The following is a 14,074-nucleotide window of genomic DNA, read 5'->3' as shown; positions in this document are numbered from 1 at the left end:
TTTCAATACCGTTACAGATTCGTATTATTTAAAGGACTAAATTAATGTTTAAATTCAAACTTTCTTATGTTGCATTTGCAACCGCGTTAACGTCTTCATTTGTCTATGCCGATCCCACGATTTATACCCACCAGACGGGTACGCAAATTATCGATATTGAGGCGCCAAACGCTGCCGGGGTATCGCATAATATGTATCGCGAATTTAATGTTGGCAGCAAGGGGATGATACTCAACAACAATGGCAGTAATTATACCCATAATACGTTGGGCAATATCGCTAAAAATAACAACCTGACCAACGGCAGTGCGTCAGTGATCTTAAATGAAGTCATCTCCAACAAATCCAGTTCATTGCAGGGCTTTATTGAAGTCGGTGGGCAAAAAGCCGATATGGTTATCGCTAACCCAAACGGTATCACCTGCTCAGGCTGCAGCTTCATCAACACCAACAAAGCCGTTCTGACGACCGGCAAAGTGAACTTTAGCGATACCGGCGCCATCAGCAGCTATGACGTGACTGGCGGCAACATTACCATCGGTAAGGATGGAATGGACGCGGCGAATAACTATGCGGTGATTCTGGCCGATGCCATCAATATCAACGGTACCATCACTGCCGCCAACGCCATTATTGGCGGGGGTAATTTTACTTTTGACAACAGCACAGGAAAACTGACCTCTCACCAAAAATCGGCCAGCCTGAAGCACCTTCTGATGCCGGAGTACAGCATCGATATCAGCATGCTGGGTGGAGTGAAAGCAAACAGCATCACCATGATCGGCAATAATCTGGGCTTTGGCGTACGCAATAAAGGAGCGATTATCGCCAATTCTACCCTCGCGATGAGCAGCAATGGCTCCCTGATTAACGAAGGCCAAATCGTTGGCAAAGGTTTCGTGACCCAGATGGTCTCCGCTGGGGAACTGAATAATTCAGGCACCATTACCACCAAAAACATCGCCATGCTCAATACCCTGAGCAATCTTGTTAACACTGGTGAGATCAGCAACACCGGGTCAATGGCCGTTTCTGCCTCCGGTAACATGGAAAATAAAGGAACAATCCATGCAGCCCAGTCCCTGGCAGTGAACACCGGCGGCAATCTGACTACCGCTTATGGCTCCTGGTTAGGTTCGGATAATCAGGCCTCGGTCAACGTACTTGGCAACGTCGACCACGGCGGTTCTCTGCGTGCGCAAAATACGTCCGTCAGTTTCGGCGGCGACACGCTTAAAGTCACCGGCGATATTTATGGTTACACCACAGCACAAGTTCAGGCGGCGAAAAATGGCAGTCTGACGTCAGGTGAAATTACTAACGCCGGTATCATCTCTGGTAACGATATCGCACTGGCCACCAACGGCAGCCTGATTACAGACTATGGAAGCATGCTGGAAGTGGGTAAGTCCTTAACCGCTCATAGCCACTGGCTGAGCAATGGTGGCAGCATTCGTGGAAATAGTGCCGACATGAACTTCGATAACTATGTCACCACCAATACCGGTAATATCATCGGCGGAACGTTGAATATTCTGACCCAGAAAGACCTGCTCAACACCGGGCTGCTTGAATCGAAGGGCGACCTGACCATCAACACGCAAAACCAGGGCAAGATTACTAACCAGGGCACCATGAAAGCGGCCCAGACGATGACGCTGGACGCGACGCAGGTAGTAAATGGAGGTTACAAATGTGGTTTCCTCAACTTAAAAACCTGTGGAGCTGGCAGCCTGTCCGCCAATAAGTTGGTTCTGAACTCTAAGCAGAAATACGCCAACAATATGGGCGGCTCACAGGCCTTTAAAGCGACTGAAATTAATACTAAATAGCGCGCAACAGAAACCGGCACAGCGCATTCACCGTGCCGGTTCAGATAACGCTGGCGGCAGTTACGCCAGCGTTATTTCAGGGCTCAAAGGGGCGACGCTGGAACTGATCGTGCCCGCACTTCGGGCAGGCCGGCAGGACATCCGGCGTATAGATCGCCAGATGAAAATGGCAATTCTCGCAAACCAGATTACCCAGCCCAACCACTTCTCCACTGTGATACACCCCATGATGATTGAGATCCTGGAATACCTCGCGCCACTCCAGCTGCGTTTTATCGGTGATATCCGCCAGCTCCTGCCACAGACTCTCCTTAATCACCCGCATAAAGACGCTGTCGGCGACCTCATCCTGACTCTCTTCGTAGCTGCGGGCGAACTCTTCCAGATCGCGGCGCACCGCCCGGGTCACCTCTTCCACTTCAGTACGTGTTAACTCACCCGTCTGCGTCACCCTCAGGCGCGCCTGCTCGACGAGCGCATCAATATCACGCTCACCATTACGCAGACGTTCGGTTAATGTGGCGACCAGTTCACGGTAAAATTGAGCAACCTTGTTCATCATTTGCCTCCTGGGTAAGTAACTCTCTCTAATGATAGACCTTATTTGCGCCCCGCTTTGTCAGGTCATCCACACTCTGCGTAAATTCCTGCAAGGCGCTTTTGAGGTAAAGGCTGTTTTGACGCGGGCGTTTGGGCTATGCTATGCGGATCTGAATTACCACATCCATTGGCTACGTTTGTAGCTGTATTGAACACAGGACCACTGGCTGCCATGCAAGAGCAATACCGCCCGGAAGAGATAGAATCGAAAGTCCAGCAACACTGGGACGAGAAGCGCACTTTTGAAGTCACCGAAGACGAGAGCAAAGAGAAGTATTACTGCCTGTCGATGCTTCCCTATCCTTCTGGCCGACTACACATGGGCCACGTGCGTAACTACACCATCGGTGATGTGATCGCCCGCTATCAGCGCATGCTGGGTAAAAACGTCCTGCAGCCGATCGGCTGGGATGCGTTCGGCCTGCCAGCTGAAGGCGCTGCGGTAAAAAACAACACCGCACCGGCGCCATGGACCTACGACAACATCGCCTACATGAAAAACCAGCTCAAGATGCTGGGCTTTGGCTATGACTGGAGCCGCGAGCTGGCGACCTGCACCCCGGAATACTACCGCTGGGAGCAGAAGTTCTTCACCGAACTGTACAAAAAAGGGCTGGTCTACAAGAAGACCTCCGCCGTTAACTGGTGCCCGAACGATCAGACCGTTCTCGCGAACGAACAGGTTATCGACGGCTGCTGCTGGCGCTGCGACACCAAGGTTGAGCGTAAAGAGATCCCGCAGTGGTTTATCAAAATCACCGCTTACGCTGACGAACTGCTGAGCGATCTGGATAATCTGGATCACTGGCCAGATACCGTGAAAACCATGCAGCGCAACTGGATCGGCCGTTCTGAAGGGGTGGAAATCACCTTCAACGTTGAGAACTACGATCAGAAACTGACCGTTTACACCACCCGCCCGGACACCTTTATGGGTGCGACCTATCTGGCCGTGGCCGCAGGTCACCCGCTGGCGCAGAAAGCGGCAGAGAACAATCCGGAACTGGCTGCCTTCATCGACGAATGCCGCAACACCAAAGTGGCCGAAGCCGATATGGCGACCATGGAGAAGAAAGGCGTTGCTACCGGTTTCTACGCCACGCACCCGCTGACCGGCGAAGCGATCCCGGTCTGGGCAGCCAACTTCGTACTGATGGAGTACGGTACGGGCGCGGTGATGGCCGTTCCGGGTCACGATCAGCGCGACTACGAATTTGCCACCAAATACAGCCTAGCGATCAAACCGGTTATCCTCGCGGCAGACGGCTCTGAGCCGGACCTGTCCGAACAGGCGCTGACCGAAAAAGGCACCCTGTTCAACTCTGGCGAATTCAGCGGCCTGAGCTTCGAAGAGGGCTTTAACGCTATTGCTGACAAACTGGCCGCACTGGGCGTTGGCGAGCGTAAAGTTAACTACCGTCTGCGCGACTGGGGGGTTTCCCGTCAGCGTTACTGGGGCGCGCCAATCCCGATGGTCACTCTGGAAGATGGCACCGTTCTGCCAACCCCGGAAGATCAGCTTCCGGTGATCCTGCCGGAAGACGTGGTTATGGACGGCATCACCAGCCCGATCAAAGCCGATCCTGAGTGGGCGAAGACCACCGTGAACGGCATGCCTGCGCTGCGTGAAACCGACACCTTCGACACCTTTATGGAGTCCTCCTGGTACTACGCGCGCTATACCTGTCCGCAGTATCAGGAAGGCATGCTGGATTCCGATGCAGCAAACTACTGGCTGCCGGTCGACATCTACATCGGCGGGATCGAACACGCCATCATGCACCTGCTCTACTTCCGCTTCTTCCACAAGCTGATGCGCGATGCGGGCCTGGTGAACTCTGACGAGCCAGCCAAACAGCTGCTGTGTCAGGGTATGGTGCTGGCGGATGCGTTCTACTACGTGGGCGTGAACGGCGAGCGTAACTGGGTTTCTCCGGTTGATGCCATCGTTGAGCGCGACGAGAAAGGCCGTATCGTTAAGGCGAAAGATGCCGCGGGTCACGAGCTGGTGTATACCGGCATGAGCAAAATGTCGAAGTCCAAAAACAACGGCATTGACCCGCAGGTGATGGTTGAGCGTTACGGTGCCGATACCGTGCGTCTGTTCATGATGTTTGCCTCCCCGGCAGACATGACTCTCGAGTGGCAGGAGTCCGGCGTTGAAGGCGCTAACCGCTTCCTGAAGCGTGTCTGGAAGCTGGTTTATGAGCACACTTCTCAGGGCGAAGCACCGGCACTGGATACCGCAGCACTGACTGAAGATCAGCAGGCGCTGCGCCGTGATGTGCATAAAACTATTGCTAAAGTGACCGATGATATTGGTCGCCGTCAGACCTTCAATACCGCAATTGCGGCTATTATGGAATTGATGAACAAGCTGGCGAAAGCCCCGCAGGAAGGCGAGCAGGATCGTGCCTTAATGCGTGAAGCGCTGCTGGCGGTTGTCCGTATGCTGAACCCGTTCACCCCTCACGCCAGCTTTACCCTGTGGCAGGAGCTGAACGGCGAAGGCGATATCGACAATGCACCGTGGCCGGTGGCGGATGAATCCGCAATGGTGGAAAACACCACCCTGGTCGTCGTTCAGGTCAACGGCAAAGTTCGCGGTAAAATCACTGTTCCGGTTGATGCAACCGAAGAGCAGGTCCGCGAGCGTGCTGGCCAGGAACATCTGGTGGCGAAGTATCTCGATGGCGTTACCGTACGTAAAGTGATCTACGTGCCCGGTAAACTGCTGAACCTGGTCGTTGGCTAAGCGCGGGAGGAAGCGTGCGACAACTGGCAACATTACTGTTATCGCTGGCGGTGTTGGTCACCGCCGGCTGTGGCTGGCACCTGCGCAATACCACACAGGTGCCGGAACAGATGAAAACGATGATTTTCGATTCGGGCGATCCAAATGGTCCGCTGAGCCGTGCCATTCGTAACCAGCTGCGTCTTAACGGCGTTGACCTGATCGAAAAAGGAACGCTGCGCCAGGATATACCGTCATTCCGCGTATTAAGCTCGACCCTGAGCCAGGATACCGCCTCCATCTTCCAGGATGGTCGTACTGCGGAATACCAGATGGTGATGGAAGTCCACGCCGCGGTTCTGATCCCGGGTAGCGATATTTACCCTATCAGCACCAAGGTCTACCGTTCGTTCTTCGATAACCCGCAGACTGCGCTGGCGAAAGATGCTGAGCAGAGCATTATCATTAACGAAATGTATGACAAGGCAGCGGAGCAGCTGATCCGTAAGCTGCCGAGCGTCCATACCGCAGAAAAAGAGAATGACCTTAAAGCTCAGCCTGGTGCTCAGCCAACGGCATCCTCACCTCGCGTCTCCACGACGCTGGGTCAGTAATGCTCAGGTTGTACCCTGAACAACTCCGCGCGCAGCTCAATGAAGGGCTGCGCGCGGCGTATCTGCTTCTCGGAAACGATCCGTTGCTGTTGCAGGAAAGCCAGGACGCCGTACGTCAGCTTGCGGCCACCCAGGGCTTTGACGAGCACCACAGTTTCACTCTGGATAACAGCACCGACTGGCAGGAGATTTTCTCCCTCTGCCAGGCAATGAGTCTGTTTGCCGCCCGGCAAACCCTGCTTATTCAGTTACCTGAAAACGGCCCCAATGCCGCTATCAACGAACAGCTAGCCACGCTGGTGAGCCTGCTGCACGGCGATCTTCTGTTGATTGTTCGCGGCAACAAGCTGACCAAAGCCCAGGAGAATGCCGCCTGGTTTACGGCGCTGGCAAACCATTCGGTGCTGGTGACCTGTCAGACCCCGGAACAAGCGCACCTGCCCAAATGGGTCGCGGCCCGGGCTAAACAGCGCAATCTGGAGCTGGATGATGCTGCCAACCAACTGCTCTGTTACTGCTACGAAGGTAATCTGCTGGCCCTTGCCCAGGCCCTTGAGCGTCTGTCTCTGCTCTGGCCGGATGGCAAACTGACCCTGCCGCGCGTCGAGCAGGCGGTTAACGACGCGGCCCACTTCACCCCTTTCCACTGGGTCGATGCCCTACTTTCTGCGAAGAGCAAGCGCGCCCTGCATATTCTGCAACAGCTGCGTCTTGAAGGCAGTGAGCCGGTGATCCTCCTGAGAACCCTGCAGCGTGAACTGCTGCTGCTGCTAACCCTGAAACGTCAGTCAGCGCATACTCCTCTGCGTGCGCTGTTTGATAAACACCGGGTCTGGCAGAACCGTCGCGGTATGACCACCGAGGCCCTGAATCGCCTGAGTCCGGAACAGCTGCGCCAGGCCGTTCAGCTGCTGACGCGTACCGAGCTGACCCTGAAGCAGGATTACGGTCAGTCGATCTGGTCAGAGCTGGAAAGTCTTTCGCTGTTGCTGTGCCACAAGGCGCTGGCCGATATTTTTATAGAGGGGTAAAAGATGCACTCTCTACAAGCCCTGTTTGGCGGCACCTTTGACCCGATCCACTACGGGCATCTAAAACCGGTCGAGATTCTGGCGAACCAGATTGGCCTGCAATGCGTCACAATTATGCCGAACAACGTGCCGCCGCACCGCCCGCAGCCCGAGGCCAGCCCTGCACAGCGTAAAGAGATGCTGGCATTGGCGATTGCCGATAAGCCGCTGTTTCGCCTTGATGAACGCGAGCTGCGCCGGGACACCCCGTCGTATACCGCCGAAACGCTGCAGGCGTGGCGCGCCGAACAGGGGCCGGAGACCCCCCTGGCATTTATCATCGGCCAGGACTCGCTGCTTAACTTCCCGGGCTGGTATCAATATCAGACGATCCTCGATAACAGCCATCTGATCGTCTTTCGTCGCCCGGGCTATTCCCTGACGATGAAAGAGGAGCAGCATCAGCAGTGGCTGGAGCAGCACCTGACGCACCAGGTTGAGGATCTGCATAGCTTGCCGGCCGGTAAAATTTACCTGGCGGAAACGCCGTGGTTTGATATTTCGGCCACGCTGATCCGCCAGCGTCTGCAGCAGGGGCTCCCCTGCGATGAGATGTTGCCGGCTGCGGTGCTGCGTTACATTCAACAGCAAGGTCTGTATCAGAAAAGCAGCAACTGACCGGGCGGCGGGAGAAAAAGCGCGCCATTCGCGCTCTCGCCATTGACACCCCCGTCCAGGCTGATATCCTCCGCTGCCAGACTTCCCGCCAGCACTGTTTTACAAAAACTGTTTTACAAAAATGGCGATGCAATCTCCGGCATAGGGTGGGATGATACCCGCCTTCGCAGGCCCGTCCGGTGACATTTGTCCCGACACTGCGGCCAGTTCAGGTATACTGTCTGGCTACGAATTTACAGTTATTCAATCTCACTCTCCCAGGGGGAAAACTTGCAGGGTAAAGCACTCCAGGATTTTGTTATCGACAAAATTGATGACCTGAAAGGTCAGGACATCATCGCCATCGACGTTCAGGGCAAATCAAGCATCACCGATTGCATGATTATCTGCACCGGTACCTCCACTCGCCACGTTGCGTCCATCGCTGACCATGTGGTTCAGGAATCCCGCGCTGCCGGTATGCTGCCGCTGGGCGTAGAAGGCGAAGCGACCGCTGACTGGGTCGTCGTTGACCTTGGCGATGTGATTGTCCACGTCATGCAGGAAGAGAGCCGTCGCCTGTATGAGCTGGAAAAACTCTGGGGTTAATGCGTGAAGCTGCAACTGGTAGCCGTCGGCACAAAAATGCCCGACTGGGTACAAACGGGGTTTACTGAATATCTGCGTCGTTTTCCGAAAGACATGCCGTTTGAGCTGGTGGAGATCCCCGCCGGTAAACGCGGCAAAAACGCAGATATCAAACGCATTCTCGATAAAGAGGGTGAACTGATGCTGGCTGCCGCAGGCAAAAACCGCATCGTCACGCTCGATATTCCGGGCAAGCCCTGGGATACACCGCAGCTGGCGCATGAACTGGAGCGCTGGAAGCAGGACGGTCGCGACGTCAGCCTGTTAATCGGCGGTCCGGAGGGGTTATCTCCCGCCTGCAAAGCGGCAGCAGAACAGAGTTGGTCTCTCTCCGCGCTGACGCTCCCCCACCCGCTGGTTCGGGTGTTGGTTGCTGAAAGTCTCTATCGCGCGTGGAGCATCACGACTAACCATCCTTATCACCGTGAGTAATGATGACGTCCTGGATAAATTAAGCAGCGGATGAAACTACAGAATTCTTTTCGCGACTATACGGCTGAGTCCGCGCTGTTTGTGCGCCGGGCGCTCGTCGCCTTTTTGGGGATTTTGCTGCTGACTGGCGTACTGATCGCCAACCTCTATAATCTGCAGATTGTCCGTTTTACCGATTACCAGACCCGCTCCAACGAAAACCGCATCAAACTCGTCCCCATCGCCCCAAGCCGCGGCATTATCTACGATCGCAACGGTACGCCACTGGCGCTGAACCGCACGATCTATCAGATCGAAATGATGCCGGAAAAGGTCGATAACGTGCAGGATACGCTCGAAGCGCTACGCAGCGTGGTCGATCTAAATGACGACGATATTGCCACCTTCAAAAAAGAGCGCTCCCGCTCGCATCGCTTTACGTCGATCCCGGTTAAAACCAACCTCACCGAAGTACAGGTGGCCCGTTTCGCCGTAAACCAGTACCGCTTTCCCGGTGTGGAAGTCAAAGGCTACAAGCGCCGCTTCTACCCGTACGGCTCTGCCCTGACGCACGTCATCGGCTACGTCTCAAAAATCAACGATAAAGACGTCGAAAGGCTGGACAAAGACGGCAAGCTCGCCAACTACGCGGCGACGCATGATATTGGCAAGCTGGGCATTGAGCGCTATTACGAAGATATACTCCACGGTCAGACCGGGTACGAAGAGGTTGAAGTTAACAACCGCGGCCGGGTTATCCGTCAGCTGAAAGAGGTGCCGCCGCAGGCCGGGCATGACATCTATCTGACCCTGGATCTCAAACTCCAGCAGTATGTTGAAACCCTGCTGGCAGGCAGCCGTGCGGCGGTGATTGTGACCGACCCACGCACCGGCAGCATTCTGGCGCTGGTCTCCACCCCGAGCTACGACCCGAACCTGTTCGTGGATGGCATCTCCAGTAAAGATTATTCGGGCCTGCTCAACGACCCCAACACGCCGCTGATCAACCGCGCAACCCAGGGCGTCTATCCGCCGGCATCGACGGTTAAGCCTTATGTGGCAGTCTCCGCGCTGAGCGCCGGGGTGATCACCCGCAATACCGGTCTCTTCGATCCGGGCTGGTGGCAGTTGCCTGGCTCTGAAAAACGCTACCGCGACTGGAAGAAGTGGGGACACGGCCATCTGAACGTCACTAAATCGCTGGAGGAGTCGGCGGATACCTTCTTCTACCAGGTCGCCTATGACATGGGTATCGACCGTCTGTCCGAGTGGATGGGCAAATTTGGTTATGGTCACTATACCGGTATCGACCTGTCAGAAGAGCGTTCCGGCAACATGCCCACCCGCGAATGGAAGCTGAAACGCTTTAAGAAGCCCTGGTACCAGGGTGACACCATTCCGGTGGGGATCGGACAAGGCTACTGGACCGCAACGCCGATTCAGATGAGCAAAGCGCTGATGATCCTTATCAACGATGGGGTGGTAAAAGTGCCGCACCTGCTGATGAGCACCGTCGAAGACGGCAAAAAAGTGCCGTGGTCGCAGCCGCACGAGCCGCCGGTGGGCGATATCCACTCCGGTTACTGGGAAATTGCCAAAGACGGGATGTACGGCGTGGCCAACCGCGCAAACGGTACGGCGCATAAGTACTTTGCTGGCGCACCCTATAAAATTGCGGCGAAATCCGGTACCGCGCAGGTCTTTGGCCTGAAAGCGAACGAAACCTATAACGCGCATAAAATTGCTGAACGTCTGCGTGACCATAAGCTGATGATTGCGTTTGCTCCATACGATAACCCGCAGGTCGCCGTGTCGATTATTCTGGAAAACGGCGGTGCAGGCCCGGCGGTCGGTACCATCATGCGCCAGATCCTTGACCACATCATGCTGGGTGATAACAACACTGACTTGCCGAGTGAAAGCCCGGCTGCCGCCGGCGCGGAGGACCAATAATCGTGACGGATAATCCGAATAAAAAATCGCTGTGGGACAAGATCCACATCGACCCGGCCATGCTGCTAATCCTGCTGGCGCTGCTGGTCTATAGTGCCCTGGTCATCTGGAGCGCCAGCGGCCAGGATCTCGGCATGACGGAACGCAAAATCGGCCAGATCACCATGGGTCTGGTGGTGATGGTAGTGATGGCGCAGATCCCTCCACGGGTCTACGAGGGCTGGGCGCCCTATCTCTATATTTTTTGTATCATTCTGCTGGTGGCGGTGGATGCGTTTGGCGCTATCTCAAAAGGCGCGCAGCGCTGGCTGGACCTCGGTATCGTGCGTTTTCAGCCCTCAGAGATTGCGAAAATCGCTGTTCCCCTGATGGTGGCTCGCTTCATAAACCGTGACGTTTGCCCACCATCGTTGAAAAACACCGCTATCGCGCTGGTGCTGATCTTCCTGCCTACGCTGCTTGTCGCCGCGCAGCCGGATCTCGGCACCTCAATTCTGATCGCCCTCTCCGGCCTGTTTGTTCTGTTCCTCTCCGGGCTGAGCTGGCGGCTTATCGGCATTGCGGTGGTACTGGTTGCCGCCTTTATCCCGATCCTGTGGTTCTTCCTGATGCACGATTATCAGCGCCAGCGCGTGATGATGTTGCTCGATCCGGAGAGCGACCCGCTCGGAGCAGGCTATCATATTATACAGTCGAAGATTGCGATCGGCTCTGGCGGCCTGCGCGGCAAGGGCTGGCTGCACGGCACCCAGTCGCAGCTTGAGTTTCTGCCCGAACGCCACACCGACTTTATCTTCGCGGTTCTGGCGGAAGAGTTAGGGCTGGTGGGGATATTGATCCTGCTTGCGCTGTACCTGCTGTTAATCATGCGCGGATTGTGGATAGCCGCCCGGGCGCAAACCACCTTTGGCCGGGTGATGGCCGGTGGCTTGATGTTGATTTTATTCGTTTATGTTTTCGTAAATATTGGTATGGTGAGCGGTATTCTGCCGGTGGTAGGCGTACCGCTTCCGCTGGTGAGTTACGGAGGCTCGGCCCTGATCGTTCTGATGGCCGGGTTCGGGATCGTGATGTCGATCCACACACACAGAAAAATGTTGTCAAAAAGCGTATAAGGGGCACGCAATGCGTAAGCAGTGGTCTGGGATCTGCATCGCAGTGAGTTTACTGGCAGCCTGTACAAGTGACGACGGTCAGCAGCAAGCTGCCGTCGCACCGGCGCAGCCGGCAGTATGTAATGGTCCGGTGGTTGAGATCAGCGGAGCCGATCCGCGTTTTGAACCGCTGAGCGCCACCGCTAATCAGGATTACGAACGCGACGGTAAAAGCTACAAAATCGTTCAGGATCTCTCCCGATTCAGTCAGGCAGGCCTGGCGGCTATTTATGATGCCGAACCGGGAAGCAACCTGACCGCCAGCGGCGAAGCGTTCGACCCGATGCAGCTCACCGCTGCGCACCCGACTCTGCCGATCCCGAGCTACGCGCGTATCACCAACCTGGCGAATGGCCGGATGATCGTGGTGCGTATCAACGATCGTGGCCCTTACGGCAACGATCGCGCGATCTCGCTGTCGCGCGCCGCGGCCGACCGCCTGAATACCTCCAATAACACCAAAGTGCGCATCGACCCGATTATTGTTGCTCAGGACGGTTCGCTCTCGGGTCCAGGTATGGCCTGTACCACCGTGGCAAAACAGACTTACGCCCTGCCCGCGCGTCCCGATCTGAGCAGCGGTATGGGTGGTGCATCGTCCGTTTCCGAACCTGCGCCGCAGGGTGACGTGCGTCCCATCAGTAACGACACGCTGAAAAGCGAAGACAGCATGGGCGCGCCGGTCAGCAGCAGCGGCTTCCTTGGCGCACCGACCACGCTCGCCTCTGGGGTGCTGGAAGGCAGCGAACCGCCTGCACCTCAGCCGGTTGTCACTGCGCCAGTGAACCAGACGGCGCCGGTCACAGCCCCTGTTTCGGCCCCAACTCAGGCACCGGTGACGGCGCCCGTTTCTGCACCAGCCCAGGCCGGCGGCTACGTCGTGCAGGTTGGCGCGGTCAGCGATCGGGCTCGTGCCCAGCAGTATCAGCAACGCCTCGGTCAACAGTTCGGCGTGCCGGGCCGCGTTGAGCAAAATGGCGCGGTATGGCGTATTCAGCTAGGTCCGTTTGCCAGCAAATCTGAAGCAGCAGCGCTGCAGCAGCGTCTGCAGAATGAGGCGCAGTTACAGTCGTTTATCGCCGTTGCGAAATGATTAATCAGCGGTATCCGAATTGTCAGTATTTGTCATGTTGATTCACACTCTCATGCTGAAAGTCGGATGCCTGCCTGTATAGCATTTGCTATAGTAAGGCACTTTTTTTAATTCCATCACGGATGTCGTTGTTCTGACCATGAAGACCACTTTCTCCGCTCGTTTTATGCAGCGCATGGCGCTCACTACGGCGCTTTGCGCAGCCACGCTCTCCGTGGCTCACGCCGATGACCTGAATATCAAGACCATGATCCCGGGCGTTCCGCAGATCGACGCGGAATCCTACATCCTGATCGACTACAACTCCGGCAAAGTATTGGCTGAACAGAACGCTGATGCACGACGCGACCCGGCCAGCCTGACCAAAATGATGACCAGCTACGTCATCGGTCAGGCCATGAAAGCAGGTAAATTCAAAGAAACCGACCTGGTGACCATCGGTAACGATGCATGGGCTACCGGCAACCCGGTGTTTAAGGGCTCCTCGTTGATGTTCCTGAAACCAGGCATGCAGGTTCCCGTATCCCAGCTGATCCGTGGTATTAACCTGCAGTCCGGTAACGACGCCTGCGTGGCGATGGCTGATTTTGCTGCGGGCAGCCAGGATGCCTTCGTCGGCCTGATGAACAGCTACGTTTCCGCGCTGGGCCTGAAAAACAGCCACTTCCAGACCGTTCACGGCCTGGATGCTGATGGTCAGTACAGCTCTGCACGCGATATGGCCCTGATTGGCCAGGCGCTGATCCGTGACGTGCCAAACGAATACACCATCTATAAAGAGAAAGAGTTTACCTTTAACGGTATTCGTCAGACCAACCGCAACGGCCTGCTGTGGGATAACAGCCTGAACGTTGACGGCATCAAAACGGGTCACACCGATAAAGCCGGTTACAACCTGGTAGCCTCTGCCACCGAAGGTCAGATGCGTCTGATCTCAGCGGTTATGGGCGGTCGTACCTTCAAAGGGCGTGAAACCGAGAGCAAGAAGCTGCTGACCTGGGGCTTCCGCTTCTTCGAAACTGTGAACCCACTGAAAGCGGGTAAAGAGTTCGCCTCTGAGCCGGTATGGTTTGGGGATAACGATCGCGCCTCCCTGGGTGTCGATAAAGATCTCTACCTGACTATCCCACGCGGCCGCATGAAAGATCTGAAGGCCAGCTATGTGCTGAACGCCAGCGAGCTGCACGCCCCGCTGCAGAAAAACCAGGTCGTGGGCACCATCAACTTCCAGCTTGATGGCAAAACTATCGATCAGCGCCCACTGGTGGTGCTGGATGAAATCCCGGAAGGCAATTTCTTCGGCAAAATCATTGATTACATTAAATTGATGTTCCATCACTGGTTTGGTTAAGAATTGAACACTTGAAA

At 55.7% G+C, this 14,074-nt stretch carries 12 protein-coding genes; 11 read left to right on the top strand and 1 reads right to left on the bottom strand.

The window, feature by feature from the left end:
* Positions 1-44: 44 nt before the first annotated feature.
* The gene (locus tag GNG27_RS06565; RefSeq protein WP_156263203.1) at positions 45-1,832 is read left to right on the top strand and encodes a filamentous hemagglutinin N-terminal domain-containing protein; all 1,788 of its coding nucleotides are present in this window, start codon (positions 45-47) and stop codon (positions 1,830-1,832) included.
* Positions 1,833-1,908: 76 nt separating this feature from the next.
* Here the strand turns inward: GNG27_RS06565 and GNG27_RS06560 are convergent, their stop codons facing one another.
* Positions 1,909-2,391, bottom strand: a complete 483-nt coding sequence (locus GNG27_RS06560; RefSeq protein WP_142488675.1) for a zinc ribbon-containing protein — start codon at positions 2,389-2,391, stop codon at positions 1,909-1,911.
* A 213-nt stretch (positions 2,392-2,604) separates the two neighbouring features.
* On the opposite strand from GNG27_RS06560, the gene leuS reads away from it, so the two are divergent.
* From leuS to dacA, 10 genes are all read left to right on the top strand, one after another.
* Positions 2,605-5,187: a leucine--tRNA ligase gene (gene leuS / locus GNG27_RS06555; protein WP_156263202.1), complete on the top strand. Its 2,583-nt coding sequence runs from the start codon at positions 2,605-2,607 to the stop codon at positions 5,185-5,187.
* Positions 5,188-5,201: 14 nt separating this feature from the next.
* A complete protein-coding gene (gene lptE / locus GNG27_RS06550) occupies positions 5,202-5,780 on the top strand; it encodes an LPS assembly lipoprotein LptE (protein ID WP_156263201.1) in 579 nt (192 codons plus the stop codon).
* Entirely contained in the window at positions 5,780-6,811 is a 1,032-nt protein-coding gene (gene holA, locus GNG27_RS06545; protein WP_156263200.1) for a DNA polymerase III subunit delta, read from the top strand. Before lptE ends, holA begins: the two co-directional genes overlap by 1 nt.
* Before the next feature lie 3 nt (positions 6,812-6,814).
* A complete protein-coding gene (gene nadD, locus GNG27_RS06540; RefSeq protein WP_156263199.1) occupies positions 6,815-7,468 on the top strand; it encodes a nicotinate-nucleotide adenylyltransferase in 654 nt (217 codons plus the stop codon).
* A gap of 270 nt (positions 7,469-7,738) precedes the next feature.
* Complete coding sequence (gene rsfS, locus GNG27_RS06535; RefSeq protein ID WP_032617029.1) at positions 7,739-8,056, top strand: ribosome silencing factor; 318 nt, start codon at positions 7,739-7,741, stop codon at positions 8,054-8,056.
* A 3-nt stretch (positions 8,057-8,059) separates the two neighbouring features.
* On the top strand, positions 8,060-8,527 hold the full coding sequence (gene rlmH / locus GNG27_RS06530; RefSeq protein ID WP_003858701.1) for a 23S rRNA (pseudouridine(1915)-N(3))-methyltransferase RlmH: 468 nt from the start codon (positions 8,060-8,062) through the stop codon (positions 8,525-8,527).
* Between the two features lie 30 nt (positions 8,528-8,557).
* Positions 8,558-10,459, top strand: coding sequence for a peptidoglycan DD-transpeptidase MrdA (gene mrdA, locus GNG27_RS06525; protein WP_156263198.1), 1,902 nt, complete (start codon positions 8,558-8,560; stop codon positions 10,457-10,459).
* 2 nt (positions 10,460-10,461) lie between these two features.
* Positions 10,462-11,574 (top strand): peptidoglycan glycosyltransferase MrdB, encoded by a 1,113-nt coding sequence (gene mrdB, locus GNG27_RS06520; protein WP_032617027.1) that lies wholly within the window; start codon positions 10,462-10,464, stop codon positions 11,572-11,574.
* Positions 11,575-11,584: 10 nt separating this feature from the next.
* Positions 11,585-12,706, top strand: a complete 1,122-nt coding sequence (gene rlpA / locus GNG27_RS06515) for an endolytic peptidoglycan transglycosylase RlpA (protein ID WP_156263197.1) — start codon at positions 11,585-11,587, stop codon at positions 12,704-12,706.
* Positions 12,707-12,845: 139 nt separating this feature from the next.
* Positions 12,846-14,057 (top strand): D-alanyl-D-alanine carboxypeptidase DacA, encoded by a 1,212-nt coding sequence (dacA, locus tag GNG27_RS06510; RefSeq protein ID WP_142488668.1) that lies wholly within the window; start codon positions 12,846-12,848, stop codon positions 14,055-14,057.
* Positions 14,058-14,074: the final 17 nt, after the last annotated feature.

Origin of the sequence: Leclercia sp. 119287, from assembly GCF_009734485.1 — a bacterium.
In the GTDB taxonomy this organism is placed as follows: Bacteria; Pseudomonadota; Gammaproteobacteria; order Enterobacterales; family Enterobacteriaceae; genus Enterobacter; species Enterobacter adecarboxylatus_C.
This window is presented reverse-complemented; position numbering and strand designations above follow the sequence as displayed.

Coding starts and splice junctions, on each gene's coding strand:
- GNG27_RS06565 (WP_156263203.1), top strand. CDS start 45: ATGTTTAAATTCAAACTTTCTTATGTTGCATTTGCAACCGCGTTAACG.
- GNG27_RS06560 (WP_142488675.1), bottom strand. CDS start 2,391: ATGAACAAGGTTGCTCAATTTTACCGTGAACTGGTCGCCACATTAACC.
- leuS (WP_156263202.1), top strand. CDS start 2,605: ATGCAAGAGCAATACCGCCCGGAAGAGATAGAATCGAAAGTCCAGCAA.
- holA (WP_156263200.1), top strand. CDS start 5,780: ATGCTCAGGTTGTACCCTGAACAACTCCGCGCGCAGCTCAATGAAGGG.
- nadD (WP_156263199.1), top strand. CDS start 6,815: ATGCACTCTCTACAAGCCCTGTTTGGCGGCACCTTTGACCCGATCCAC.
- mrdA (WP_156263198.1), top strand. CDS start 8,558: ATGAAACTACAGAATTCTTTTCGCGACTATACGGCTGAGTCCGCGCTG.
- rlpA (WP_156263197.1), top strand. CDS start 11,585: ATGCGTAAGCAGTGGTCTGGGATCTGCATCGCAGTGAGTTTACTGGCA.
- dacA (WP_142488668.1), top strand. CDS start 12,846: ATGAAGACCACTTTCTCCGCTCGTTTTATGCAGCGCATGGCGCTCACT.